This is a genomic window from Acidithiobacillus sp. HP-2, assembly GCF_015100155.1.
In the GTDB taxonomy this organism is placed as follows: domain Bacteria; phylum Pseudomonadota; class Gammaproteobacteria; order Acidithiobacillales; family Acidithiobacillaceae; genus Acidithiobacillus.
The window spans coordinates 80,669-105,221 of the sequence record NZ_JACKZA010000011.1 but is presented as its reverse complement, the minus strand read 5'-3'; the positions used below and the strand labels follow the sequence as shown (position 1 = coordinate 105,221).

The following is a 24,553-nucleotide window of genomic DNA, read 5'->3' as shown; positions in this document are numbered from 1 at the left end:
AGGGGTAGGTCTGATGCTGCTCCTGATGCTGCTGGTGATCGGAATGTTTGTTTTCTGGTTCATCGGTGGCCCCCGAATTGTTCTGGAAGAAATTCTCGCTACCCGCCTGCAGGCCCCCGTAAACCTGCAGGCTAATCCCCGCTTTTATTGGGGCAAGCAGCAATTGCAGGTGACCCTGCAAGGCTTGCGGATCGGAACACAAGCGCAGCCCCGCTTGCAGTTACGGCGACTGATGTTGAGCTTGCTTTGGCGACCCCTGCTTACCGGGCATGTAAAAATCCAGCAGATTTTTCTGGATCAGCCTTCTGTGTATGGTCCCTGGCCAGCCAGCCCGGGCTCGGCAGCTTCTTCCGCCAATATGCATGTCAGTCTGCCGGGAGACATCCAGATCCGCGATGGCAGTTTGCGCTGGTCTGGTCTGGCGGGACATGTATTGCAACTGTCCGATGTGCAGGCCAGTTTCCCTCGTTCTGGTGCCGGAACCGCTACAGGACGCTGGTTCTGGAATCAACATGCGGGTCAAGGCCGTTTGCAAATGGATATTCACTCCACGAGCGAAATTTCTTTGCGCAATTTGCAATTGCTGATTGGCACTCGTCAGGTTCCAGATGCCTTCAAACTGCTGATGCCGCGCCTGGAAATTCAGGATAACGCATTGCAGATTCCCGCGCTGCAAGTCCATTGGCGAGGTAATCATGAGCAGCGGATGGAGTGTTCGCTGGAGGATTTACAGGCTCAGCCAGGGCTGCAAAAAATTGCGATGCACAGCGCAACGGTGCAAGCGGGGTCAGATTTCCACATTCGCGTTGATAATGCCCGTTTTTCCTGGGCGCAATGGACCGGTCAGACAAGTTATGTCGTAAGCGCAGAGCACCTGCCGGAGTTGGCTAAAAAATGGGGATTATCCTGGCCGAAATTGACGAACCCCAAGGTCCCGCGATATTTCAAGATGAGCGGTAAACTGATCTGGAAAAATCCCCGTTTCGACTGGACCATCCGCCATGGTCTGCTGGATAGCAGTCCCTGGTCTGGAAATATTACGGGAACCTGGCAACCCCTGGAAATTCATCTGGACTTAAAGATGCAGCGCCTGGACCTTGGTGCCTATCTCCCCGCGCCCAAACCGGGTCCAGGGGCCGTACTACCCAGGCTTCCCGCAACCTGGCCGATCACCGGCTCGCTGCAGATCGGGCAGCTGATCTGGGGAAAAATCCGGGCGGAGGACGTGCTTATCCGTAGTCGGAAACCATGATGCAGATTGCCGACATATTGCTGGACTGGTACGGCGAAAATGGCCGCCATGGTCTGCCCTGGCGACAAACCCGGGACAGTTATCGCTTGTGGCTTGCGGAAATCATGTTGCAGCAAACCCAGGTGGAAAGTGTCAAGCCCTATTACCAGCGGTTTCTGGACGCCCTGCCCAATTGGGAGGCTTTGGCTGTTGCGCCCCAGGATCAGGTGCTGGCCTTGTGGAGCGGTTTGGGCTACTACGCCCGGGCCCGCAACGCCCAACGTGCTGCGCAAAAAATCATGACGGATTTTGCGGGTGAATTTCCCGATACGCCGGAAAGTGCAGAAAGTCTCCCGGGAGTGGGGCGTAGTACGGCTGCTGCAGTACTGGCCAGTGCTTTTGCCCAGCAACGCCCTATTCTCGATGCCAATGCCCGTCGTGTCCTGATCCGGACCCAGGCCATTCGTAGCGATCCCAAGGCCAGCAAAACCCTGCAGCATTTGTGGAAGCTGGCTGAGGCACTGACGCCCGCTGATGCCCACACATACAATCAGGCCATTCAGGACTTCGGCGCAATGATTTGCGTTCCACGGCATCCTCACTGCGACGCATGCCCCTTACAACGGCGTTGCCTGGCTTATGCGGGTGGGTTGAGTGAACAACTGCCGCTGCCCACCCGCAAGCCGGAAAAACCCGTTCGCTGCGTTTTTTTTCTGCAGTTAGAAGATCGTAGTGGACAGATATTTCTCGAAAAAAGACCGGATTCTGGCATATGGGGCGGGCTTTGGTGTCTGCCTCAATTAAATCCGGAAGGTTCAGCGCTCCCCTTCCTTTGTGATGATCAGCAAAAGGCTCTTGCCGATGGGATCCTGCTGCGCGAACGGGTACGACAGTTCTGTGCCCTCCGCCATGGCCTTACCGTAGAAGTAAAGGCGCTGAAAATACTTCAGAAGCATGTATTTACCCATTTTCAATTACACTTCCGCTGCATTCTCGCGACTGTGCAAGACGATCAAATTGTGCCGGGTGTCGCAGATCAGATTTTGACAGGACGTTGGTTTACTCGGGAAAATGCCCTGGCAGAAGGATTGCCAACCCCTGTTCGCAAGATTCTCAGTCAGACTTCGTAACTTGCCCGAGAGACAGGTTCAGGTAAGATGGGCGGCGTCTCCTTAATATCCTGATGTTCTAGTGAGGAAGTTTCTTATGTCTCGAATGGTGCAATGCGTAAAACTGGGTCACGAAGCTGAAGGTCTGGATCGTCCCCCTTATCCTGGCCCACTGGGCGCGCGTATTTATCAGGAAGTTTCCAAGGAAGCCTGGCAGGGTTGGCTGAAGCATCAGACGATGTTGATTAATGAATATCGTCTTTCGCCGATAGATCCCAAGTCCAGAACTTTTCTGGAAAAACAGATGGAAGCCTACTTTTTTGGTGACGGCGCGCAGCAACCTGAAGGCTTTGTTCCGCCTTCTGCCTGAGCAGTTCAAAAAGAACCCGGAGGAAGTCGTTTCGACGGCCTCCCATATTTCCCATCATCTCCATAAGCTGTTTCTCCGGCGTCGTCGTTGAATGACGACAGGCGCGCATGGCGTCAGATCATCCATTTATTACAAAATCCTTTCCACCTGTCGCTAACAAGTGACGTATTACCATGCGTTCCTGGGTGGCGGCGATCGCTGCCAGGCTATGGAATAAACCAGAAACTTATTTTTATCTGACTGATAGTTAAGCATAAATAATTTTGCACTGGGAGTTTTCGTGCCCGGATTTTTATTGACTGGAGATGGGACGTTAAGGTTGATTCTGCCTGTTTCAGCGCCATGAATGTTTTTATATTTTATTTTCTTATTATAATCATTAAATTAAAAAGTTGGCACGCGTTATGCTAAGAGATTATCGCTGCTGAAACAGCGCCGCTACAAGCGGAAATCTGGAACCACCTTTTGAGGAGAGCTTATTTATGAAGAAAATTGTTGCCCTGACTGCTGCATTGTCTTTCTTGACTGCTACTGCTGCTTTTGCGACCACCGAAGTGCCTGCCAAGGCTCCTGAAAAGATGGTTGAGCACAAAGCGCCTGAGCACAAAATGGTGAAGAAGGCCGAGCACAAGAAAATTGAGCACAAGAAAATGGTGAAGAAGGCTGAAATGAAGAAGCCTGAAATGGCCAAGAAAGTGGAAGAAAAGAAGGCTGAACCGGCTGCGTAAGTAGCCTCAATCCGCGACCTGATGGCGCGGATCCCAGTCGTGTTGATAAACCCGGGGAATCTTCTCCGGGTTTTTTACGTTCGGTAAATCAAAAAATGGCAACTGCCGTTTGGATGAAATATCAAAATTGATATTGCAGGCTCATGTTCACGGAACGTCCTGGACCAGGCAGTGCTGTGCCATAAGTCATGGGGCGCTGGCCCAGATAAAGCCCTCCCAGTGGTTGTTCATAAAACTGGTTCAGGAGATTCGCGAGTTCCAGGCTGGCCTGCCAGTGGCCCTGCCGATATGCGGTGCGCAGATTCAATAAGCCATAGCCAGCTGTTTGCGGTTCATTACGCAGGGTGTCTACCTGGTTTTTTGCGGCAACCAGCTGTTCTTCGATGGTGTTGCGCCATGCTCCCCAGTTTTGATGCAGGGCAAGTCGCAAGTTTAAGGGCATCATGTGGTAGAGGGGCGTATGGCTGCTCAAGTTATCCCCGCGCACATAGGCGGCATTTGCCAACAGCGTAAATGTTCCATAACGCCGGGTTTTTGCCAGACGGGCAGAGCTATCCATATTGATACCCCATATTTCGGCGTTTTGATTGGCGAATTGCAAATAGACAAAACCGCTCTCCGCGTGCAGATTCGCCGCTGTACAGGCTCCTCCAAGGCTGGTCGGACAGCGGACCGCACCAATATAATTATGAATGTAGGTAAAGTAAGGCTGAATTTGCACGTGCCAGATTTGTGGGTCTGAGCCATGGAAATTGGCAGCCAGACTGACCGTGTTGGCTGTTTCGGGTTTCAGGTTGATATTACCAATATAACCATTACCATCGTTGAACCAGCCGATCATATTCATGGCCATGGCATTGCTGGACCAGGGGTAGAGTTCGTAAAGGCTGGGGGCTTGGGCTTTACGCGCCAGTCCCAGGGTATAGCTACTGTGTTTATCGGGCTGGTAGTGCACGATGGCCGAAAAATTCCAGTTGGTGTACTGGCGCTGGCGATCACTCCGGTTGAATGTCCCCGGCAGGCTTTGCGGGTTGTCCGGGTTTCCATACATCATGGCATTGTAACCTTGGACTGGGCCGGAGTTCATGCGCACATCTTCCAGCCGCAGGCCAAGATCACTGTTCCATTGTGGATCCCATTGCGTTTTCAGGTCGGCGAAAGCGGCATAGCGATCCCTTCTGCCATTGTCGATATTTATATAAGTATTGGGGCCCATCATGCTCATTTTACTGGTTGCTGGGGGCCACCAGTCGTTCAGATGTTCATGGTTGTAACTGGCACCGAATTCCAGGCGATTGCGTGTGTCCAGAGGCACAGCAATTTTACCCTTTACGCCGTTATTCACGCCCTGGGTGTTCATTGGCATGCCCATCATGGCGCCCAGGTTTTTGTCTGCAAGGAAGTTCATGCTGTGCTGAACTACCTGATTGTAAGCCTGTAATTCCAATTTACCCCATTGAAATTGGCTCTGATAATGGAGGTTAAGGCGGGTACTGTGATTTCCGGTCATATCCATGCGGGCACTGGGAAATCCCTGGTAGGGGATGCTCTGATATTGCACGCCCAGTTCCAACACCTGCTGTTTCCAGCGGTAGGCAGCATTGAGATTCTGGTATATTGCCTCATACAGGGATGAAGCCACCATATCGCCGGGAATGCCGTAGGTTTCAGGCTTGAAAGCTTTTGCTGCCGTGTAGTTGCCGCCATGTACATAGGAGCCGCTATAGTTAATGCTGAAGTGCCTGGTAGCCGCCGCAGCATTCAGATGCGTTCCGTAAATATTGCCATTACTTTGATAAAATCCGCCTACGCTGCCGCCACTCACAAAATGGCTGCCGGGCTTTGCGAAAATTGGTTGCGGCGATTTGACGATGACGGCTCCACCAATAGCGTTGCCCCCCACACTTACCGGGACCACCGTGGGATAGATGGTTATCTGACCAATGGCGGCTGGCGGGAGATACGAAAGCGGTGGGTTCATATGATTGGCACAGGCATTGGGGGTGCTGAATCCGTTAACCTGCAAGAGCAGTTGATTGTCACTCAAGCCGTTTAAAACTGGCAATCCGGATACTCCACCTGCGGCGGAAACAGAACCTCCGGGGATGTTCTGCAAAATTTTCGCGGTATTGCTTGCCAGATGGGCATTATCACGCGCATTGGCCGAGGCGTTCAGAGCGCCATCTGCAGAGTCCGTCATGAATCCTGGTAGATTAATGTTAATGGTCATCGGGGTTGTTGCCTCGGAGCTGTTGGCCAGTGCCAGCAAGACCGCACCGATAAGCGGGTGGATAGGTGCTCGTCGCATGAAATTCTCCTGATAATTAAAGTTATTTTTGGAATTTTGCGGCGGTTGAGGATAACGCGTGTGAACGCTTCCTCACTTTTATCATGGTAAAATCGTATTCGATCTCCACAGTAGTTTGTAATTCTAATGTTTTGCTGGGCAATAGAGGGATATTATTAAAGTATATTAAGGTTATCTGATATTATTGCGATTTGTTTCCGGCGAATTTACGCTGGATCCTGGGTATTTTTTGGAGTGCAAACCTTCATGGTTCTTCGTCCGAGTTCCATTTCCAAGCTGGTCGTGTTTGGTTTCGGCCTGGCCATCGTGCCGCTGGTATTGGTCATTGTCAGTGTGACACTTTCCATCGCGCATTTTGCCGAACAGGGGCAGGTCAGTATTCTCCGGGCAGTGGCCATGAGTGATGCGGCCAATCGCATGAATAACGCCGTGCGTTCCATGGAGCGTTATGGCCTGCAGTACACCGTACTGCAGGATCAGGCATTACTCGTTTTGTATGATCAGAGCTTTAGCGAGTACAAAAAAGCCAGTACCCAGTTTGCGGCGGCAGGTCCCTCGCCGGTGGACCGGGAGCGGCTGCATCATCTGGCCGAAAATCTTTCCCGTGCCCGTCAGCTATTACCCCTGGTTTCCCTGGAGGGCAACCGGAGTGCTCTGGCAGGTGATTTCAGCCGGGCCAGCGGGGAGGCCCAAAGTCTGCAAAGTGATGTGAATGAAGGAATCAGTACAGAGGTCGGTAAACTGGGCACGCGTGCGTTGGCTATAAAACGGCTGACCATTTTTGAGGTGCTTCTGGTTTTACCCCTGTCAGTCGCGGTAGCTGTTGTGTTCATTATTCTCATTACCCGACCGGTGCGGCGTCTGGATCAAGCGGTGTCCGGGCTGGGTGCAGGTGATCTGGAAACACCCATAACGGTCAAAGGGCCCCGCGACATAGCCAGTTTGGGAGATCGCCTGGAATGGTTGCGGAACCGTCTGAACGCTCTGGAAGCGGCCAAGCTGCATTTTCTGCGTCAGCTTTCCCACGAGCTGAAAACGCCTCTTACAGCCATTCGCGAAGGGTCGGAGTTGTTGCAGGACGATCTCGGACAAAATCTTAGTGCCGAGCAGCAGGAAATCGTACAGATTGTGGGGGATAACAGCTTACGCTTGCAGCGCCTCATTGAAGATCTGTTGCGGTTTAGCCTGGCGGAGGGGCCTGTGGGTGCCGGCATGGTGCAGGAGTTATCTCTGACTCATGTTGTAGAGGATCTGCTGCTGAGCTACAAGCCCAGTCTAAGAAGTAATGCATTACATCTGGAAACCCGGCTTGAGGAGGTGCGTATTCGGGGGCATGCAGATCGACTCCGCACTATTTGTGATAATTTGTTGTCAAATGCCGTGAAATTCTCTCCTCAAAACGGTACCATACGGGTGGATTTGCAAGTACAGGACGAACAGGCGGTGTTGGACGTTCAGGATGAGGGTCCTGGAGTGGATCTCGATGAGCGGGAAAAGATTTTTGATATTTTGTATCGCGGCGAAGCTTCGGATTCCGGAAAAATAGAAGGTAGTGGTCTCGGGTTGGCCATTGCCAGGGAATATGTGTTGAGTTATGGGGGAAGTCTTGAATTGCAGGATAAAAAAACACCAGGTGCCTGGTTTAGAGTGCGTTTACCCCTTGCTGGGCAGGATGCTTCCCATGCTCATCATTCCGCTGATGCTGACGGGATGCGCCAGCACCCCAGTCCCAGCGCTTCCGTCTAATGCCGTACTGCTCAAACCGGGAGAACAGATTGTTAAAACCAGTGAGCTGGCAACCCTCAAGGCACAAATAGCCGAACTGGAAAAAGTGACCCCGGTGACTGCATCCTGCATTTCCGAAAAAGCCGAAGCGGCTGTCCTGGTTAAACAGTTGGCCGATGCTCGAGCGGGAGACCCCGGATACCAAAAGCTGGAAAACAAGGTGAACGATTTACAAAACCGTCTCCTTCAGTCGCAGCAGCATGAAGCTGAATTACGTCGTAAACTGAACGAATTGGTACAAATAGAGAAAAACGCCCGCTTCCCGCAGGGACACTGAATCATGACAGATAAAGGTAAAATCCTGCTGGTGGATGATGACGCAGATTTGCTGCGCTTGCTGTCGCTCCGCATGAAAACGGCAGGATATAACATCAGTACGGCGGCTAATGGCAATGAAGCTCTGGCGCTGCTGGCCATGGAGCATCCGGGGCTGGTGATTACCGACCTTAAAATGGACCAGATGGATGGCATGGCCTTGCTGGATGCCATTCGTCGCGAGTATCCCACCTTGCCCGTCATCATTTTGACAGCCCACGGTTCCATACCTGACGCCTTGCTGGCTGCCAACCAGGGGGTTTTTGCCTTTTTGACCAAGCCTTTTGATGGTAAGGATCTGATGACCCAGGTTGAACGGGCTTTCAGTTTGACTGCGGCAGTAGCGCCTTCTGCCGGGAAAAAGGGCAAGGATACCAGTTGGGATAGAATTTTGACCCGTAGCCCTAAAATGCAGGGGGTGCTGGATCAGGCGCGCCTGGTGGCAGCTTCGGATGCCAGTGTTTTTGTGCACGGTGCCAGCGGTACGGGCAAAGAGTTGCTGGCTCAAGCCATTCATCAGGCCAGTCCACGCCGTGCGCAGCCTTTTATTGCCCTGAATTGTGCAGCATTCCCGGAGCAGTTGCTGGAGTCAGAACTTTTTGGCCACAAGAAAGGCGCTTTTACCGGGGCGGCTAATAATCATCAGGGATTATTTCAGGCAGCGGAAAAGGGCACCCTGTTTTTGGACGAAATTGGCGATATGCCGCTTTCCCTGCAGGTCAAATTATTACGTGCTCTGCAGGAACGCATGATTCGCCCGGTGGGGTCGACAGAAAGCATCGCCGTTGATGTCCGCATCATCTCCGCCAGTCACCGTGATCTGGAAAAAGAGATGGCTGAACGGCGTTTCCGGGACGATTTGTATTATCGTCTTTGCGTAGTGACACTGGAGTTGCCCGCGCTGGCCGAACGCCCTGAAGATATTCCCTTGCTGGCGGAGTTTTTTCTGCGCGATACCGCCGCCAAAAACCGCAAGGATGTGCGCGGTATTGCTCCGGAGGCGATGGAGCTCCTGGTGGCGGCACCCTGGCCAGGCAACGTCCGGCAGTTGGCCAATGTCATTGAGCAGGCGGTGGTTTTATCCACCACACCACGTATTGGCGCGCCACTGATTCGCCACGCCCTGCGCGACAAGGAGGGCGAAGTCATGCCCCTGGCCGATGCCAAAGGGCGTTTTGAAATGAATTACCTGATTCAGATCATGCGTATGACGCGGGGAAATGTGAGTCAGGCGGCGCAGTTGGCACAGCGCAACCGCACCGAATTTTATCGTTTGTTAAGACGCTATCATCTGGATCCATCAGCCTTCAAGGAAAATGGAACGGCAGATGAAGAAGAAGGCGAAGAATGATGGTGGGGGAGATTATAATAAACGACTGTCCCCGCCGCGCTGGCAGCCTTTAGCAGCAGGCAGCCGCTCAGTGAAGGTGCCAAAGCACCCATGACGTCAGCGATTGAAACTCGCCCAATCCACTTGCGGCTGAATTGGATTTCAGGCGAGCCTCGCCCTGATGTTTTCAGGGCTTGTGCACCGGATGATCGGCGTCATCCCAGGCGTCCATGCCACCTTGAATGGAATGAACATTGGTGTAACCCATTTTCTTTAATTGCTGGGCGGCCAGTGCGGCACGGCCCCCGGTTTTGCAGTAAACCAGGATTTCCCGATCCTTGTCCTTGAGGGCCGGATGGGAGTCTGCCTTAAATTCGAGCATGCCCCGGGATATATGGTGCGCACCAGGGATATGGCCACCAGAAAATTCATGGGTTTCGCGAACATCTATGATAACCACTTCTTCCGACTGATGTTTGCCATGGGCCTGCTGTAAATCCATTTCCCGAATTTCTGCCTTGGCTTCCTTGACCAGTTCCATTGCTGTCTTGTTCATCATGCGCCCCTTGATCAGATAAATTAGATAAACTGATTAAACCATAACGACCCGCGACCATTCGCGCAAGCCTCTTGTCGGAGCGTCTATAGTTTGAAGGGTATCTGGCAAAAAACAGGAGAGCCATCATGCAAGTTGAATCCATTACCCTGGTACGGCATGGTATGACCGAATGGGCGGATCAGGGTAAGCATACTTCGGACACGGATATTGGTCTGACCTCCGCAGGACGCGCAGATGCCGAGGCGCTCTGGGCTGTGTTTGAAAATCAGGGGCATTTTGACGGGATTTATTCCAGCCCGCTGATTCGCGCCCATCACACGGCCATTCTTGCCGGTTTTGCGCATCCGCAATTGCATGATGATTTGATGGAATGGCGCTATGGCCGTTATGAGGGCAAGACTACTCAGGAAATTCACAAGGAAAATCCAGAGTGGAGCATATTCCGCTGTGGCGGGCCGGAGGGAGAAAGCCCCGCAGAGGTGACGGAACGCTGCGATCGGCTGCTTCACGACTGGGATACAAAAGGGCACAAGCATGTTCTTTGCTTTGCCCACGGGCATATTTTGCGCGCCCTGGCGACGCGCTGGCTGGGTTTGGATCTCCGCTTTGGAGATCATTTGCATCTGGACCCCGGGAGCATTTCCCGTCTGGCCTGGGAACATGATACGCCAGCCTTGCATCTCTGGAATTACTGTCCCCGGTACACCCATATCGGACCGGGGCAGTCTGCCCAATGAAGCGGTTCAGTTCCGAGCAGGTTTAGCCGAGCAGGAAAGCCGGGGCTACCTGAGCGGCCTGCTGCATACCCGCGTGGTAGTAGTGGGTGCCGGTAAAGGCTTTGGCATCTTCAGCGCGAAACGCGTCCATGCTCAGACCCTTGCGCCCCAAAGTGCCGCTCCACCACCCGGAGGGGTAGCAAAACTGGGGAAAATACACGCTGTTCACCGCATCAAAGCCTGCCTCCGTCATGCGGCTGTGGCACTGACGAATGAGATCAGCATGCAGTAGCGGGGATTCAGATTGGGCAACCAGAACGCCCTGCCCGGCCAGAGCGTGGTAACAGGCGGTATAAAAATCGGTGGCAAACAGGCCGGCAGCCGGTCCTACCGGGTCCGTGGAATCCACAATGATGACGTCATAACGTCCGGCAGGGGCCTCCTTGATCCAGGCTATGCCATCTGTAAAGTGAAAGTGGGCGCGGGGATCATGATTTTTTTCGCACAGCTCGGGAAAAAAGCGTTCGGCAACCCGGGTCACTCTTTCATCCAGTTCGACCTGCGTGGCTTCTTCCACTTCCGGGTGACGCAGCACTTCCCGGAGGGTGCCACAATCTCCGCCGCCAATAATCAGCACCCGTTTGGGTGCGGGGTGGGTGAACAGGGCAGGATGGCTCATCATTTCGTGGTACAGATAATTGTCACGATCGGTGACCATCACCAGACCATCCAGAGTCATGAGGGTGCCAAAATGTTCCGTTTCAAAAATTTCTATGGTCTGGTACGGACTTTGTTCGCGATGCAGTACTTCGCGGATTTTCAGGCTCAAGCTCGCGCCATGTTCTTCATAGCGTTCGGTATACCAAAGTTCTGTGCTCATGATTGCCTCTCATTGTGACCGGAATGGTATGTCCCCGCGTGGATTTTGCGGAAGAATGAGATAAAAGAAAAGGCGGGCTCCGGTATTCAGAGCCCGCCCGCTGTGGTGACGGGTACTTTCAGGCGCAGAGAACCGGCTTGACGCGCAGTTCATGGGCAGGAATGCCCATCATGTCTACTTGCCCGCGTTTCATCTCCATGGTGGAGACCTGGCCGGCACCAAAAGCTTCCTTGAGGTAATTCAAGGCATCTTCCGGCTGAATGATATCGCCACAGGTGAATACATCTACCGCTGCATAACCATATTCGGGCCAGGTGTGAATGGCCAGATGGGATTCCGCAACGATAACGGCACCACTGACTCCGTAAGGAGAAAAGTGGTGAAAGGTTTGCGTCACAATGGTGCAGTTGGCACGCCGAGCGGCCTCCAGCATGGCATCCGTGACAAAATCTACATCAGACAAGGTACTGCCGTCACAGTGATAAAAGTCTGCAACGATTTGATGTCCTAACGAGCGCATAGGTGCCCCCCTTACCAAAGTTAAAAAGGTTAAGAAGTAGCTCCCGTGCACCCCCAGACAGTACTTGGTTTTATGCCCTACCTTGCTGGAACGTGGCCATGCCGTGCTCCAAGTCTCTTAAGGACTGACCCCCTTAGTAACTGCTTTCGGTGCCGTGGAAACAGGATGCGAACTATACACTTATCCGCATGGGATGCAAGGGATTTTTCAGCTTTTTTTAGATCTGCCCGCAGGCCGATATTCTGCTGTTCTGGTGCCCTGTTGACCGTTCGGTTTATACTCTGACCCCTGACTGATAATGGAACAGGGATGCTCATGGCTGCTGAGGCTCTTGTAGAGCTGGAAAATGTGCGCTTTGCCCGTGGCTCGCACCCGGTGCTGGCGGGGGTAGACATGCATATTCCCCGGGGTGCCATTGTTGCGCTGATGGGGGCCAGTGGTGGGGGCAAGACGACCATGCTCAATCTGATGGCCGGAACCTTGCGTCCACAGTCCGGCCAGATTCGTATTGCCGGGCAGGATCTGCAAAAGCTCAGTGAGGATGCCATGTATGGTCTGCGTCGGCAGATGGGGATGTTATTTCAGCACAGTGCTTTGTTTACCGATTTGAGTGCCTTTGAAAACGTGGCTTTTCCGCTGCGCCGGCATTTCCGCCTTCCGGAGAACCTGCTGCGCAAGTTGGTCATGATGAAGCTGGAGGCGGTGGGGTTGCGTGGCGCTGCGGGTCTGTTTCCGGCAGAGCTTTCGGGAGGAATGGGGCGCAGAATCGCCCTGGCCCGGGCGGTCGTCATGGATCCGATGTTGATATTTTATGATGAACCTTTTACCGGGCTGGATCCCATCAGCGTGGGAATTATCGCCTCACTCATCAAACGGCTGAATACGGCCCTGGGGGCGACCAGCGTATTGGTGAGCCATGATGTGGAAGAAACTTTTTCTATTGCCGATTACGGTTTTATTCTGGCGGGCGGCAAAATCATTGCTGAGGGCAGCCCGGCAGACTTGCGTGCCAGTGATTCCGCCCTGGCTCGACAATTTTTGGGGGGGCAGCCCGATGGGCCGGTGCCTTTCCATTATCCGGCCCGCCAGGATTATGCCGCAGCGTTGCGGGACAGTCATGCCGCTGGCGAGGTGCTATAGCCCATGGCTATGCTCGAATTTATTCCGCAATTGGGCCGACGCGCCTTGCAAACCGTTCCCGGCCTGGGTGTCGCCAGTCGTTTTCTGTTATCGAGCCTGCTGAGTGTGTTTAATCGGCATTTCAGCTTTCAGCAATTATTCCGGCAGATTTATGGTTTTGGTGTGCGTTCACTGATTCTTATGGTGGTCGCGGCGTTTTTTACAGGAATGGTTCTGGGATTTCAGGGTTATTACGCGCTGGTGCGCTTTGGGGCCACTTCGGCTTTGGGAACGCTGATTGCCCTGTCGTTGCTGCGCGAGCTGGGGCCGGTGCTGACCGCCTTGTTATTTGCCGGGCGTGCGGGCTCTGCATTGACCGCAGAAATCAGCTCCATGAAAGCCACCGAGCAGTTGAGTGCCATGGAAATGATGGCGGTGAATCCCCTGGCCTGGGTGGTGGCTCCCCGTCTCTGGGCGGGGATCATCTCGGTGCCCATACTCTGCGCGATTTTCGATCTGGTCGGAATTTTTGGCGGATATCTGATTTCCGTGCCGGTATTGGGTGTGGATGGTGGGACTTTCTGGGCGCAGATGCAGTCTAACGTGACCTTTTCAGGAGATATACTGACGGGCTTGTTCAAGGCACTGTGTTTTGGTGTGGTGGTGACCTGGATTGCCGCCTGGAAAGGATATACGGCGCGGCCGACGGCGGAAGGGGTAGGTAATGCCACGACGCTGAGTGTGGTGACAGCCTCGCTGACCGTATTGGGTCTTGATTTTATTCTTACAGCTTTGCTATTCAGCTGAGGGCAGGAAGCACATGGAAACTCGGGCAATAGATTGGTGGGTCGGCATATTCGTACTGCTGGGCATTGCAGCGTTGGTGGTGCTGGCATTACGGGTAGGGAATCTTTCCGGCTTTGCCTATGATAGTGGTTATGTGCTGCATGCCGATTTTACCAATGTCGGCAGTCTCAAGACTCGCAGCCCGGTTAAAATTGGTGGCGTCACTATTGGTGAAGTTACCCATATTGGTATGAATCCGAAAACCTATATGGCCAATGTGACCATGCGTATCGAACCGTCCATCAAGCTGCCGATTGATACGGGAGCCTCGATTTATACTCAGGGGCTGCTGGGAGAACAGTATATTGCCATTCAGCCGGGTGGCATGCCGCAGAACCTCAAGCCCGGTGCGACCATTACCATGACCCAGGGTGCAGTCAATATCGATCAGATGATTGGTCAGATGGTGTTCAGCAAGGCTGCAGGAAGTAGCAAGTCTTCAGGAAGTCAATAAGGAGAAATTTTGATGCGTCAGATCACCTGGATTGCGCTGTTATGTTTGATTTTCGCCTGGACTGTGCCGGCCAGTGCTACGGATGCCCCCAACGCCCAGGGCGCCGTCACCGTTGTCCATGAACTCACCAATAATGTGTTGAAGGTGCTGCGTGCCAACAAGGGTAAACCCATCACTCCGGTCGTCAAAAAGCAGGTAGCTGATATTGTGTTGCCGCATATGGACTTCACTACCATGTCCCAATATGTCATGGCGCAATACTGGCGGCAGATGAATCCTGCGCAGCAGAAAGAGTTTGTAGTCCTTTTCAAGGATCTGCTGGTGCGTACCTACAGTAATGCGCTGAATCATTATCAAGGTCAGACGGTAAAAATCACGGGTAGCCAGCAGGTTTCCCAGGACCCGCCCGTAGCCCAGGTCAACATGGTTATTCGCCAAGCCGATGGTGGTCCGGATATTCCGGTCATTTATGCCCTGCTCTACACCGATCATACCTGGCGGATATATAACACCTACATCGATGGTGTGAGTATGGTTCTGAATTATCGACAGAGTTTCGGGCAGATAGCTTCCAGTCGCGGAATCCCCGCCTTGCTCCAGCAAATGACCGAGAAAGATGCGACTGAAAAAAGCTCCGGGAAGCAGCCCGCTTGAGTCTGAGAGCCAGCTGGCAGCGCCGTGAAGTCGATGGGCAGTCCCAGCTTTTCCTGCTGGGCGACTGGCGGGTTGCGTATCTGGATGGCTTGCTCAAAGGCTTTGACTGGAGCAGGGAAAGTCAGGGCTGTACGGTGATTGCCCTGAATGAGCTTGAGGCCGGAGACAGTGCCACCCTGGCCCTGCTCATGGAATGGACCCAGGTCCAGACGTCCAGAGGGATGACCTTGCAAATTCGCGGGATGGCGCAGCCCTTCCGCGAACTGGTGGCGCTTTATCGTTTACAGGACATGCTGCACATTGGACCATGACTGATAGCCCGGCCATTCACATTCAGGGTTTACGTAAAGCCTATCAGAGCGGACATCTTGCGCTGGCGGGTGTGGATCTGGATATTCACGCCGGTGAGTTTTTCGGTTTGCTGGGCCCTAATGGTGCGGGTAAGTCATCTCTCATCAATATTCTTGCGGGCGTGGTCCGCCGCTCCAGTGGTGTGGCGGAAATTTTCGGGTTCGATGTCGAAAGAGATTTTCGTCGAACCCGGCAATTGCTGGGAGTAGTTCCTCAGGAGCTGGCGTATGATCCCTTTTTTACCGTGCGTGAATTTTTGCGCATGCAATCCGGTTATTTTGGCCTGCGCCATAATGATGACTGGATTGATGAACTCATGGCAGAACTGGATCTGGCAGACAAGGCCAATGCCAATCTGCGAAATTTATCTGGAGGCATGAAACGGCGGGTGCTGATTGCCCAGGCACTGGTACATCGGCCACCGGTAGTGGTACTGGACGAACCGACTGCAGGCGTGGATGTGGAGTTGCGCCAGGGACTCTGGCAGTTCATACGGCGCTACAATGCCGAAGGCCGAACGGTCATTTTGACCACCCATTATCTGGAAGAAGCTGAGGAGTTGTGCGAACGGATTGCCATCCTGCAGCATGGAAAAATTGTCGCCCTCGACAGAAAAGAGAACTTGTTGAGTGCGGCAAGCTGGCGAATCCTGAAAGTGACTTTTGATCATGACCCGGGAGAACTGGGTCCAGCGCTGGAGGATTTGCTGACTGGGGCCAGTGAAAATATCCGGGTATTCCGCATTGATGCTCAGCGCAATCCTCTGGGTGCAGTCCTCGCCCAGTTGCAGCAGTTGCCTGCGCAAATTCTCGATCTGCATTTGCAGGAACCACGTCTGGAGGATGCCTTCACCGACATCCTTGGACAGATGCGCTGAAAGGCTCTGCTTCAGTGCGCCTGGATCTGTTCCTGAAAATGTCGCGCCTCATCAAGCGCCGCAGTCTGGCCAAGGAAATCTGTGATGCGGGTTGTGTGCAGATCAATGGTCGGACTGCCAAGGCCGGAGCAGAAGTAAAACCAGGAGATGTGTTGACCGTGGATATTCGTGACCGTTTGCTGCGGGCGCGGATATTGTGCTTGCCTCAGCGTGTGGAAGGACCAGAGGGCATCGTTGAAATGCTGCCAGAGGAATTCGGGTGATGAATACATTGCCGCGTTTGTTGGTGACTGTTGGCGAACCTGCCGGAATTGGTCCGGATATTTGTCTGCAGTTGGCTACTCATCCCCTGCCTGCAGCCGTCATTCTGCTGGGGGATCTGCATTGCCTGCGCAGCCGGGCGACGATATTAGGGTTGCCCGTGCGTCTGGAGTCCTGGCAGGAAGGGGATCCGTGGCCTGAGCCCGAGCTCGGTGTTTTGTGCGTGCTGGATATACCCCTGCTGCACAGTTGCCGGCCGGGACATCTGGATCCTGCCAATGCTCCGGCGGTGTTGCGCAGTCTGGACAAGGCCCTGGATTTGCTGCGCGTGGGGCTGTCGGACGCTATGGTCACTGCTCCTGTGCACAAGGGCGTCATCAATGACGCAGGTATTCCCTTTACGGGACATACCGAATACCTCGCTGGATCCTGCGGGCAAAGCGAGGTGGTGATGCTCCTGGCCGGACGCGGGTTGCGGGTTGCTCTGGCCACCACCCATCTGCCTTTGGCCGCAGTGCCAAGCGCCATTACCCAGGGTGGTCTGGAACGGACCCTGCGGATTCTGCAGGCTTCCCTGATTCAGGATTTTGCTCTGGCTGCGCCCCGTATCATGGTCGCGGGTTTAAACCCGCACGCCGGTGAGGGTGGGCATCTGGGGCACGAAGAAACTGACATCATTATCCCGGTTATTCATGCTCTGCAACAGGAGGGTATGCGGGTTTCTGGCCCCTGGCCGGCAGATACCCTGTTCACGCCCCGCTTGCTGGAGGACGCCGACGCAGTTCTGGCCATGTATCATGATCAGGGGTTGCCGGTGCTGAAATATCATGCGTTTGGTGAGGCCGTGAATATTACCCTGGGTTTACCTATTGTGCGCACCAGTGTGGATCATGGCACGGCCCTGGATGTGGCGGGCACGGGGCGGGCGCAAGGAGAAAGTCTCCTCCATGCACTTGATGTTGCAACAGAAATTGTCCGTAACCGGCATATGAACCTGCTCTGATGGAGAAGTTGGTTCAGGTCGAGAGCGACAGGCGCTCAGCCTATCCGGCTGCGCCCTTCGGGCACTTGAGCCAGCAGGAACTCCATCTGATCGGCGAGAATACGGCGATTGCTGAGCAACAGATATTCCGCCCAGGTCGGCGTAAAAGGTACCGCCAGCAAGGGCATGTGCGCCTCGTCCGGAGTTCGATCGTCCTTACGGCTGTTACAACTGCGGCAGGCGGTCACCACATTCGTCCAGATATCCCGGCCCTTGCGAGAAATGGGAATAATATGGTCACGGGTCAATTCGCGCACCGGATAATGTTTGCCACAGTACATGCAGAGATGATGATCGCGGTGGAACAGGGTTTGATTAGTCAGGGCGGGAGGCCTGATTTTGCCAAGATGCCGACCGCGCACGGCAATGACCGGATGAATATCGAGCTGGGAATGGATGCCACTGCGCCGGCATACTCCACCGTGAGCAGTGAAAAAAGGATTCCCGAGGGTCCAGGCCACATTACCCCGGACATAATGGGCGGCGGCTTCTTCCCAGGTTTCCCAGGCCATGGGACGACCACCGACGTCAAGACGAAGCACGAGGTGCATGGACTTTCCGTTTCGCATCGCCTGCTAGAGGCGTCACCCAAATATAGCATGAAGCGAGGTTGAGAATGCAAGTGGGGGCCTTGCCGGCAGCCAAAAAACGTTTTGGACAGAATTTTCTGGTGCAACCCTATATTGTGGAGCGCATCATGGATGCCATTCGCCCGGATCGGCAGGACGTTCTGCTGGAAATCGGGCCGGGGCCTGGAGCGTTGACCCAAAAGCTGCTCCAGGTTCTGGATCATCTGACCGTGATTGAGCTGGATCGGGACATGATCCCCGGCCTTGAAGCGCTGGCGGCCCCCGGGCAAATGACGATCCTGCAGGCCGATGCCCTGAAGGTGGATTTTGCGCGTCTGGGTGACAGCGACAAGTCGCTGCGGGTGGTGGGTAATCTTCCCTACAACGTCGCGACCCCCATTATTTTTCATATTCTGGAGTCGGTAGAGCGGGTTCAGGACATGCACTTCATGTTGCAAAAGGAGGTCGTCGAACGCATGGTGGCGGCCCCCGGGAGCAAAACCTATGGACGACTATCGGTGATGATTCAGGCCTGGTGTGAAGTGGAGTCCCTCTTCACGGTGGGTCCCGGGAATTTTTTTCCGGCGCCCAAGGTGGATTCAGCCTTCATGCGTTTGCTACCCTGTAAGCCGGTTTTGCTGACCGATGGTCTGCGCCCGGCTTTTGCCCGGATTGTCACCAGCAGTTTTGCGCAGCGCCGCAAGACCATCGCCAATAATTTACGCGGCATTTTCAGCGCGGAGCAGTTGCAGAGCTTGGACATTGATCCGTCCTGTCGTGCAGAAACACTGGATCAGGCTGCCTTTTTTCGCCTCGCCGAGGCTTTTTCTGAACAAGGATCCCAACAATGAATCATGTGGAAGTGGTTGAAAAACTGTTTATGGAACTGGACTGGGAAGCCAAAATGCTTCCGGATTATCCGGTCATGACCTGTGCACTGCAGGTACCCAATGGCACCCTGGATATTTTCTGTCATGTTCATGCAGATCGTGAGCGCATCCTGTTTTATTTGCGTCCACAGAATCTCGATATTACGGCGAACAAGCGGTTGGCGGTGGCCGAATTTGTGACCCGTGCCAACTATGGCCTGTCTCTGGGTAATTTCGAGCTGGATATGGAAGATGGTGAAATCAATTTCAAGACGATTTTGCAGGCACCGGCAGCTGTATTATCCACGGCCTTGTTGCGTCCCTACCTGTTGTTGGGTGTGGAAACCATAAACCATTACCTGCCCGGGTTGGACAAGGTGCTGGCCGGTCAGGAAACTCCCGCTGCAGCCATCAAGGCGCTGGAGACTGGGACAGCGGTGCATTAGTTGCTGCACCGATGATGCCGTTGCCAATCAGCAAAGGGGTGATGCCCATACCACGGATTTTGGCGAGAGTGGGCTGGGCATCGGCCAAAGAATCAAACGTTTGGGTTTGCAGGCGATAAAGCGTGTTACTGCCATTGCCATCCACTTTGGTCATGCCGGTGCTGACGCCCAGTAGCGACAGGCGGTCGCGGAGCACGACGGCGGCAGCCCTATTCGTAAACGCTCCCACCTGAATCGTCACCGGTTGATGTACGGCCACGGCAGCAGCGCTGTTGGTGCTTGCGGAGGGAATGCCCGGACCACTGCCGAGAATGTCTGCCGGTATATCGACATGCATTTTCGGCAGGATCTGATAAAAGTTGAAATCCACGCCGCTGTGTGTGGAAGCGGCAGCGGCTGTTGACGGGGTACTGGCTGCTGTCCCGTTTTTGCTGGTGCTGGGGACAGGGGCAGCGGAGGACGCGATGGCCGTAGCCAATGCCATGGAACTGGCACTTGATGAGTTGCCCCCTGTTGCAGGCTTGGCGGTGCTGCTGGTTGATGCGGTGGCGGCAGTGCTGCCTGAATTTTTCGACAGGAGCCCCAGTTTGCCGGTATTGATGGGTAATTGCGCGATCCACCACCACACCAGGGCGCTGAGCAGCAGGATGATGAAGAGCAATAACCATGGCCAGCGTCTGGGACCTCGATCTTCGTTAGAATGCAGTGCTTCCTGCTCTTCATCCATTTCCTGCTCGGGTTCGGGCTCCCTCGGCCTGCGGGGTGGAGGCGCCGGGCGCTGCTCTCCGGAAGGTGGGCGGCTGGTCTGATTTTTATAATCGCGCATGACGGGTTACATCTGCTCCGGTGCCGAGACCCCAAGCAGTTTCAAGCCATTGGCAATGGTCTGGGCGACTCCTTTGCAAAGCGTCAGGCGGGCGTGGCGCAGGGGTGTTTCTTCCACCAGAATCTTGGTGGAGTTGTAATAAGTGTGAAAAGCGGCGGCCAGATCGCGCAGATAAAAAGCAATCTGATGTGGTTCCCGATCCCGGGCGGCGTTGTGTACGACTTCCGGAAAACGCCATAATGCATCGGCCAGAACCAGCTCGCGGGAATCTTGCAGACAATCCAGTGCGCGCTCATTATCGGCAGGAAGACTCAAGCCTTTTTCTGTAGCCTGGCGGAGCATGGAATAAACCCGGGCATGGGCATACTGGATATAAAACACCGGATTTTCTTCCGAGTGCTTTTTGGCCAGATCCAGATCAAAGTCGAGGTGCTGATCAGCGCGGCGCAGCACATAAAAAAAGCGGGCGGCATCATTACCAACTTCTTCGCGCAGCTCGCGCAGGGTGACAAATTCTCCGGCACGGGTGGACATGGATACCTTTTCCGCACCACGATAAAGAATGGCAAACTGGACCAGTACGACTTCCAGCTTTTCGGCGTCCAGCCCCAGTGCTTGGAGCGCTGCCTTGACGCGAGGAACGTAGCCGTGATGGTCGGCTCCCCACATATCCACAACATGGGTGAAACCACGGGCAAATTTCTCGGCATGGTAAGCCACATCCGATGCAAAGTAGGTGTACGCGCCGTTTTCCCGACGCAGAACCCGGTCCTTGTCATCGCCAAAAGTCGTTGACCGGAACCAGATCGCGCCATCCTGAATATAGCAATGTCCGGCAGATTGCAGTTCAGCCACTGCCCGGTCTACGGCACCGGAATCGACCAGTTGCCGTTCTGAATACCAGCGTTCGTAATGCACGCCGAATTGTTCCAGATCATTGCGGATGTCGTTCAGGATTTCATCAAGCCCGGCACTGTGCAGCACGCGGTAATCATCCCCCAGACTTTGTTTGAGATGGGCGATCAGTGCGTCCACAGCTGCATCGGCGTCTTCCATGGCCGGCAGGTTGGGGATGCCTGCTGCGGCATGCTCCAAGTGGTCGCCACATTGCGCGCGTAGCTGTGCCGCAATTTCGCGCACATAAGCGCCGCGATAACTGTTGTCAGGAAAGGACCAGGGGAGCAGTCCGGCCGCTTCGAGGTAACGCATATAAACACTGGCGGCCAGAATATCCATCTGCCGACCGGCATCATTCACGTAATATTCACAGAAAATATCATACCCATTGAAGCGCAAAATATTGGCCAGGCTCGCACCGTAGGCAGCACCCCGACCGTGCCCCACATGAAGCGGACCGGTGGGATTGGCCGAAACAAATTCCAGCTGCAGCTTTTGCTGTTCACCCCGTTGGCTGGACCCGAACTGGTTTTGTTCGGTCTGTATTTTTTCGATGACCGCATGAAAAGCGGCAGGGCTCAGGAAAAAATTGATAAACCCCGGTCCGGCAATTTCCGTACGCACTATCCACGGGCTGGCGGGCAAGGCCGCAATAATGGCGTCGGCCAGGTCACGGGGTTTACGCCCCGCCTTTTTGGCGAGAAGCAGGGCGATATTGCTGGCCAGATGGCCGTGCTCCACCTGCTTGGGACGATCCAGTTCGAGCTGAGCCGGAACTTCCGGGATGACGCCCTGCTGCAGCAGGGCATTGAGGGCCTCTTGCAGGGGCTGGAGAACAAATGCTTTCACGGGGCTACCTTATCCAGTCAATTTTTGCTTTAGTGTAACTGATGTGGACGCTTTGCGGCAGGGGTTGTTGTATGTTTGTCACGGAGCGCATTCTGATAGACTAGGAATAATCCAGGACAAACACCCTAACCTGGACAAAAAAATCGATGGAGAAACCGAATATGCATGATTATTGGGGGGCTTTCTGGCGATGGTTTACCACGCCATGGCATTTGCCGGGCAATATTCTGATTGAACCCCTGGGGATTATCGAATTTGTGCTGATCCTGTTTTTCCTCTGGTGGGGCGCTATCTGGCTGAGAAGGCTGACGCGGAAAACCCTGACCCGGAGTCTGGGCGCGGCTACTGCTTATGCGATTTCCAGGTTGACCTACTATATCGTCATTGCTCTGGGTATTTTGATTGCCTTGCAAACGGTGGGCGTCAATCTCAGCAGTCTGAGTATTCTCGGTGGCGTAGTCGGTGTTGGTTTGGGCTTTGGTCTGCAGAATATTTTCAGCAATTTTGCCTCTGGTCTGATTCTGCTTTTTGAACACAGTATCAAGGTCGGAGATTATATTCAGATCAAGGAAAATGGCCTGCACGGCGAAGTCAAAAAACTCAGCGTGCGTTATACCCAGATAATGACGAACGACCATGTGGATGTTTTGGTCCCTAATTCCCAGTTTGTGAATGGGGAAGTGATTAACTGGAGTCTGGATGATCCGGTCATGCGTATTCACGTTCCTTTTCGGGTTCCCTATGGGACTGACCGGGAAAAACTCCGTGAGCTGGTGGTGAATACCGCCTTGGCGCATCCCTTATGTACGCCAAACAAGCAGTACCCACCTTCACTCTGGCTCAACGCTTTTGGTGAAGCAGGATATGATTGCGAGATGATTGTTTGGGTAGAGCGTGACGGATTGATGCGCCCTGGCAGTACCCATGCGGCTTTTAACTGGGCGTTGGCGGAAGCTCTCGAAAACGCTGGTATAGAAATTCCCCGGCCACGTCAGGAAGTGGTTCTGGCGCCGTCGGTTGCTTCGGCTTTTGTCGAAGCGGCAAAGCCGGTTTCTTCTTCCTCCTCTTCCACATAGTTTTGCGGGCCGCTGGCTGTTTTCATGCGGCTCGGGGGGAAGATGAAAAAGTAGGCTATCAGGGCGGCGGCCAGGCAAATCCACATGGACAGCCGCAACAGGTTGTCGATACTGAGGGTGTCGGCTTTGACCATGATCATGCTGTGCAACATGGTGGCTGAAAAATCCTGATGGCTCTGGAAGCGGCTGATCTGTCCGCGCAAGTGATCGGCAGCCATGGCGCTGTAACGGGTCCAATAGACACTCAGCAGGCTGACGCCGATATTTGCACTGAATACCCGGATGAAGTTGCTGGTCGTTGCCGCTGAAGGGATTTCTTCGCTATCCAGACCCGAAAGAATGATGAGAGTCAGGGGCACAAAGAGCATGCCGACGCCAATGCCTATCAGGAGGATGGGAATAAAAAGGTCAGACAGACTGCTGATGGGGCTGAGATAAGCATTGCCATAGGCGAAGGCAAAAATGCTGAAACACAAGGTAGCCAGACGACGCAAGCCCAGCAGACCCCGGAGACGATCCATCTGGGTGGACAGCGGGATCGCCCCCAGCCCAATGGGAAAAAGAACGAGGCTGGCCCAGAATCCGTTGAAGCCCAAATCTTCTTCCGCCCAAAGCGGTAAAATGGAAGCCCAGCCCATGAACATGGCCCATCCCAGGCAGAGTAACAAAAGCCCCAACCAGTAATTGCGCCGCTTCAGAAAATGGATTTCCAGCAAGGGGTGGTCTGTTTCGCTTTCGCGCCAGGCAAACAGCAAAAAACAAGCCAGAGCAATCAGGGTCATTTTCAGAATAAATGCGGAGTGCCACCAGCCATATTCCTCGCCCTGATCAAGTACGATTTGCAGGCTCATCAGTCCGGCGTAGAGCAGGCCGAATCCCCAGCCGTCAAAGGGTGGCATGTTTTTTCGACCCTGATCTTTGGGGATACCACTGCTACCGAGCAGTAATGACAGTATCCAGAAAGGCAGGGAAAGCAGAAAAATACTGCGATAACCCAGGTCTGTAGCCAGTAAACCGCCCAGGGCCGGCCCGAAAAAAAAGGGAACCAGCATGGCATTACTCCAGAAAATGGTGACCAGGCCATGCTGTCGTTCGGGGCTATGGCGCAGAAACAGGCTCTGGCTCAGGGGGACCAGCAGTCCGGCGGCAATCCCTTCGAGGGCACGGGAAAGCAGCATGATCCAGAGATTACTGGTGGTGGCGCTGATGATGGTGCCGATGCCGGCGACCATAACGGCCATCTGGAATACGCGCCGCATGCCAAAACGCTGGGTGGTCCAGGGCATGAGGGTAATACCCAGGGACCAGTGTACGATGAAGTAGGTGAGGGTCCACAGGGCGTGATCGTTACTGGTGGAAAGGCCGCCCGCCACATAAGGAAAAATACCCTGTACCGAGGCGCCATCAAAAGAGCCCATACCCAAAGCCAGTGCTACGCCTGCAAAAAGTGGCCAGGATCTGGACAATGGCTGGATGCGCTCCATCGGGTGTCTCCCATCAAATTTGCCCTACTGTAGCGCTGTCACTAATATAGAACTAATAGATTGATTTGCACGCATTCATCGG

Annotated in this window: 27 protein-coding genes; 19 read left to right on the top strand and 8 right to left on the bottom strand. The window is 54.0% G+C overall.

Annotated features, from left to right (window positions below; translation table 11 throughout):
• Positions 1–13: 13 nt before the first annotated feature.
• The 4 genes from H7F11_RS10405 (at position 14) to H7F11_RS10390 (ending at position 3,438) form a co-directional block, all read left to right on the top strand.
• On the top strand, positions 14–1,252 hold the full coding sequence (locus H7F11_RS10405) for a hypothetical protein (RefSeq protein ID WP_193651206.1): 1,239 nt from the start codon (positions 14–16) through the stop codon (positions 1,250–1,252).
• The gene (gene mutY, locus H7F11_RS10400; RefSeq protein WP_193651207.1) at positions 1,249–2,361 is read left to right on the top strand and encodes an A/G-specific adenine glycosylase; all 1,113 of its coding nucleotides are present in this window, start codon (positions 1,249–1,251) and stop codon (positions 2,359–2,361) included. Before H7F11_RS10405 ends, mutY begins: the two co-directional genes overlap by 4 nt.
• Before the next feature lie 76 nt (positions 2,362–2,437).
• Positions 2,438–2,710 carry an oxidative damage protection protein gene (locus H7F11_RS10395; RefSeq protein ID WP_010640613.1) on the top strand — a complete coding sequence of 91 codons (273 nt, stop codon included), beginning with the start codon at positions 2,438–2,440 and terminating at the stop codon, positions 2,708–2,710.
• Positions 2,711–3,192: 482 nt separating this feature from the next.
• A complete protein-coding gene (locus H7F11_RS10390; RefSeq protein ID WP_193651208.1) occupies positions 3,193–3,438 on the top strand; it encodes a hypothetical protein in 246 nt (81 codons plus the stop codon).
• A gap of 121 nt (positions 3,439–3,559) precedes the next feature.
• On the opposite strand, the gene H7F11_RS10385 is transcribed toward H7F11_RS10390, so the two are convergent.
• Positions 3,560–5,746, bottom strand: a complete 2,187-nt coding sequence (locus H7F11_RS10385) for a TonB-dependent receptor (protein ID WP_193651209.1) — start codon at positions 5,744–5,746, stop codon at positions 3,560–3,562.
• Between the two features lie 246 nt (positions 5,747–5,992).
• Here H7F11_RS10385 and H7F11_RS10380 point away from each other — a divergent pair, with 246 nt between their 5' ends.
• From H7F11_RS10380 to H7F11_RS10370, 3 genes are read left to right on the top strand one after another with little or no spacing between them, the layout of a single operon-like run.
• Entirely contained in the window at positions 5,993–7,492 is a 1,500-nt protein-coding gene (locus H7F11_RS10380; protein WP_193651210.1) for a sensor histidine kinase, read from the top strand.
• On the top strand, positions 7,428–7,808 hold the full coding sequence (locus tag H7F11_RS10375) for a hypothetical protein (RefSeq protein ID WP_193651211.1): 381 nt from the start codon (positions 7,428–7,430) through the stop codon (positions 7,806–7,808). The genes H7F11_RS10380 and H7F11_RS10375 overlap by 65 nt, the downstream gene beginning before the upstream one ends.
• 3 nt (positions 7,809–7,811) lie before the next feature.
• Complete coding sequence (locus H7F11_RS10370) at positions 7,812–9,197, top strand: sigma 54-interacting transcriptional regulator (RefSeq protein WP_193651212.1); 1,386 nt, start codon at positions 7,812–7,814, stop codon at positions 9,195–9,197.
• Positions 9,198–9,363: 166 nt separating this feature from the next.
• Here the strand turns inward: H7F11_RS10370 and H7F11_RS10365 are convergent, their stop codons facing one another.
• Complete coding sequence (locus tag H7F11_RS10365) at positions 9,364–9,735, bottom strand: rhodanese-like domain-containing protein (protein WP_227485418.1); 372 nt, start codon at positions 9,733–9,735, stop codon at positions 9,364–9,366.
• A gap of 125 nt (positions 9,736–9,860) precedes the next feature.
• On the opposite strand from H7F11_RS10365, the gene H7F11_RS10360 reads away from it, so the two are divergent.
• Positions 9,861–10,472, top strand: coding sequence for a histidine phosphatase family protein (locus H7F11_RS10360; RefSeq protein ID WP_193651213.1), 612 nt, complete (start codon positions 9,861–9,863; stop codon positions 10,470–10,472).
• Between the two features lie 22 nt (positions 10,473–10,494).
• On the opposite strand, the gene speE is transcribed toward H7F11_RS10360, so the two are convergent.
• Together speE and speD are read right to left on the bottom strand one after the other, a co-directional pair.
• Positions 10,495–11,331, bottom strand: coding sequence for a polyamine aminopropyltransferase (gene speE / locus H7F11_RS10355; protein ID WP_227485417.1), 837 nt, complete (start codon positions 11,329–11,331; stop codon positions 10,495–10,497).
• Between the two features lie 118 nt (positions 11,332–11,449).
• Positions 11,450–11,851 carry an adenosylmethionine decarboxylase gene (gene speD / locus H7F11_RS10350; RefSeq protein ID WP_010640598.1) on the bottom strand — a complete coding sequence of 134 codons (402 nt, stop codon included), beginning with the start codon at positions 11,849–11,851 and terminating at the stop codon, positions 11,450–11,452.
• A gap of 315 nt (positions 11,852–12,166) precedes the next feature.
• On the opposite strand from speD, the gene H7F11_RS10345 reads away from it, so the two are divergent.
• The 8 genes from H7F11_RS10345 to pdxA are packed head-to-tail and all read left to right on the top strand — an operon-like array spanning position 12,167 to position 17,416.
• Positions 12,167–12,991 carry an ABC transporter ATP-binding protein gene (locus tag H7F11_RS10345; RefSeq protein WP_193651214.1) on the top strand — a complete coding sequence of 275 codons (825 nt, stop codon included), beginning with the start codon at positions 12,167–12,169 and terminating at the stop codon, positions 12,989–12,991.
• A 3-nt stretch (positions 12,992–12,994) separates the two neighbouring features.
• Complete coding sequence (gene mlaE, locus H7F11_RS10340; RefSeq protein WP_193651215.1) at positions 12,995–13,777, top strand: lipid asymmetry maintenance ABC transporter permease subunit MlaE; 783 nt, start codon at positions 12,995–12,997, stop codon at positions 13,775–13,777.
• Positions 13,778–13,790: 13 nt separating this feature from the next.
• The gene (gene mlaD / locus H7F11_RS10335) at positions 13,791–14,270 is read left to right on the top strand and encodes an outer membrane lipid asymmetry maintenance protein MlaD (protein WP_075322054.1); all 480 of its coding nucleotides are present in this window, start codon (positions 13,791–13,793) and stop codon (positions 14,268–14,270) included.
• A 12-nt stretch (positions 14,271–14,282) separates the two neighbouring features.
• Entirely contained in the window at positions 14,283–14,924 is a 642-nt protein-coding gene (locus tag H7F11_RS10330) for a phospholipid-binding protein MlaC (protein ID WP_193651216.1), read from the top strand.
• Positions 14,921–15,235 carry a lipid asymmetry maintenance protein MlaB gene (locus tag H7F11_RS10325; RefSeq protein WP_193651217.1) on the top strand — a complete coding sequence of 105 codons (315 nt, stop codon included), beginning with the start codon at positions 14,921–14,923 and terminating at the stop codon, positions 15,233–15,235. The genes H7F11_RS10330 and H7F11_RS10325 overlap by 4 nt, the downstream gene beginning before the upstream one ends.
• Entirely contained in the window at positions 15,232–16,152 is a 921-nt protein-coding gene (locus tag H7F11_RS10320; protein WP_193651218.1) for an ABC transporter ATP-binding protein, read from the top strand. Before H7F11_RS10325 ends, H7F11_RS10320 begins: the two co-directional genes overlap by 4 nt.
• A gap of 14 nt (positions 16,153–16,166) precedes the next feature.
• Positions 16,167–16,415, top strand: a complete 249-nt coding sequence (locus H7F11_RS10315; protein ID WP_193651219.1) for an RNA-binding S4 domain-containing protein — start codon at positions 16,167–16,169, stop codon at positions 16,413–16,415.
• The gene (gene pdxA, locus H7F11_RS10310; protein WP_193651220.1) at positions 16,415–17,416 is read left to right on the top strand and encodes a 4-hydroxythreonine-4-phosphate dehydrogenase PdxA; all 1,002 of its coding nucleotides are present in this window, start codon (positions 16,415–16,417) and stop codon (positions 17,414–17,416) included. The genes H7F11_RS10315 and pdxA overlap by 1 nt, the downstream gene beginning before the upstream one ends.
• A gap of 35 nt (positions 17,417–17,451) precedes the next feature.
• Here pdxA and H7F11_RS10305 read toward each other — a convergent pair whose 3' ends face one another.
• Positions 17,452–18,006: an HNH endonuclease gene (locus H7F11_RS10305; RefSeq protein ID WP_193651221.1), complete on the bottom strand. Its 555-nt coding sequence runs from the start codon at positions 18,004–18,006 to the stop codon at positions 17,452–17,454.
• Between the two features lie 65 nt (positions 18,007–18,071).
• On the opposite strand from H7F11_RS10305, the gene rsmA reads away from it, so the two are divergent.
• The gene (gene rsmA, locus H7F11_RS10300) at positions 18,072–18,875 is read left to right on the top strand and encodes a 16S rRNA (adenine(1518)-N(6)/adenine(1519)-N(6))-dimethyltransferase RsmA (protein ID WP_193651275.1); all 804 of its coding nucleotides are present in this window, start codon (positions 18,072–18,074) and stop codon (positions 18,873–18,875) included.
• A complete protein-coding gene (locus H7F11_RS10295; RefSeq protein ID WP_193651222.1) occupies positions 18,872–19,339 on the top strand; it encodes a YbjN domain-containing protein in 468 nt (155 codons plus the stop codon). The genes rsmA and H7F11_RS10295 overlap by 4 nt, the downstream gene beginning before the upstream one ends.
• Here the strand turns inward: H7F11_RS10295 and H7F11_RS10290 are convergent.
• The gene (locus H7F11_RS10290) at positions 19,305–20,165 is read right to left on the bottom strand and encodes an SPOR domain-containing protein (RefSeq protein WP_193651223.1); all 861 of its coding nucleotides are present in this window, start codon (positions 20,163–20,165) and stop codon (positions 19,305–19,307) included. The genes H7F11_RS10295 and H7F11_RS10290 overlap by 35 nt on opposite strands.
• Before the next feature lie 6 nt (positions 20,166–20,171).
• Positions 20,172–21,911 carry an arginine--tRNA ligase gene (argS, locus tag H7F11_RS10285; protein WP_193651224.1) on the bottom strand — a complete coding sequence of 580 codons (1,740 nt, stop codon included), beginning with the start codon at positions 21,909–21,911 and terminating at the stop codon, positions 20,172–20,174.
• A 161-nt stretch (positions 21,912–22,072) separates the two neighbouring features.
• On the opposite strand from argS, the gene H7F11_RS10280 reads away from it, so the two are divergent.
• Positions 22,073–22,987, top strand: coding sequence for a mechanosensitive ion channel family protein (locus H7F11_RS10280; RefSeq protein WP_193651225.1), 915 nt, complete (start codon positions 22,073–22,075; stop codon positions 22,985–22,987).
• Here H7F11_RS10280 and H7F11_RS10275 read toward each other — a convergent pair.
• Positions 22,903–24,471: an MFS transporter gene (locus H7F11_RS10275; protein WP_193651226.1), complete on the bottom strand. Its 1,569-nt coding sequence runs from the start codon at positions 24,469–24,471 to the stop codon at positions 22,903–22,905. The two genes, H7F11_RS10280 and H7F11_RS10275, sit on opposite strands and share 85 nt — an antisense overlap.
• Positions 24,472–24,553 lie beyond the last annotated feature (82 nt).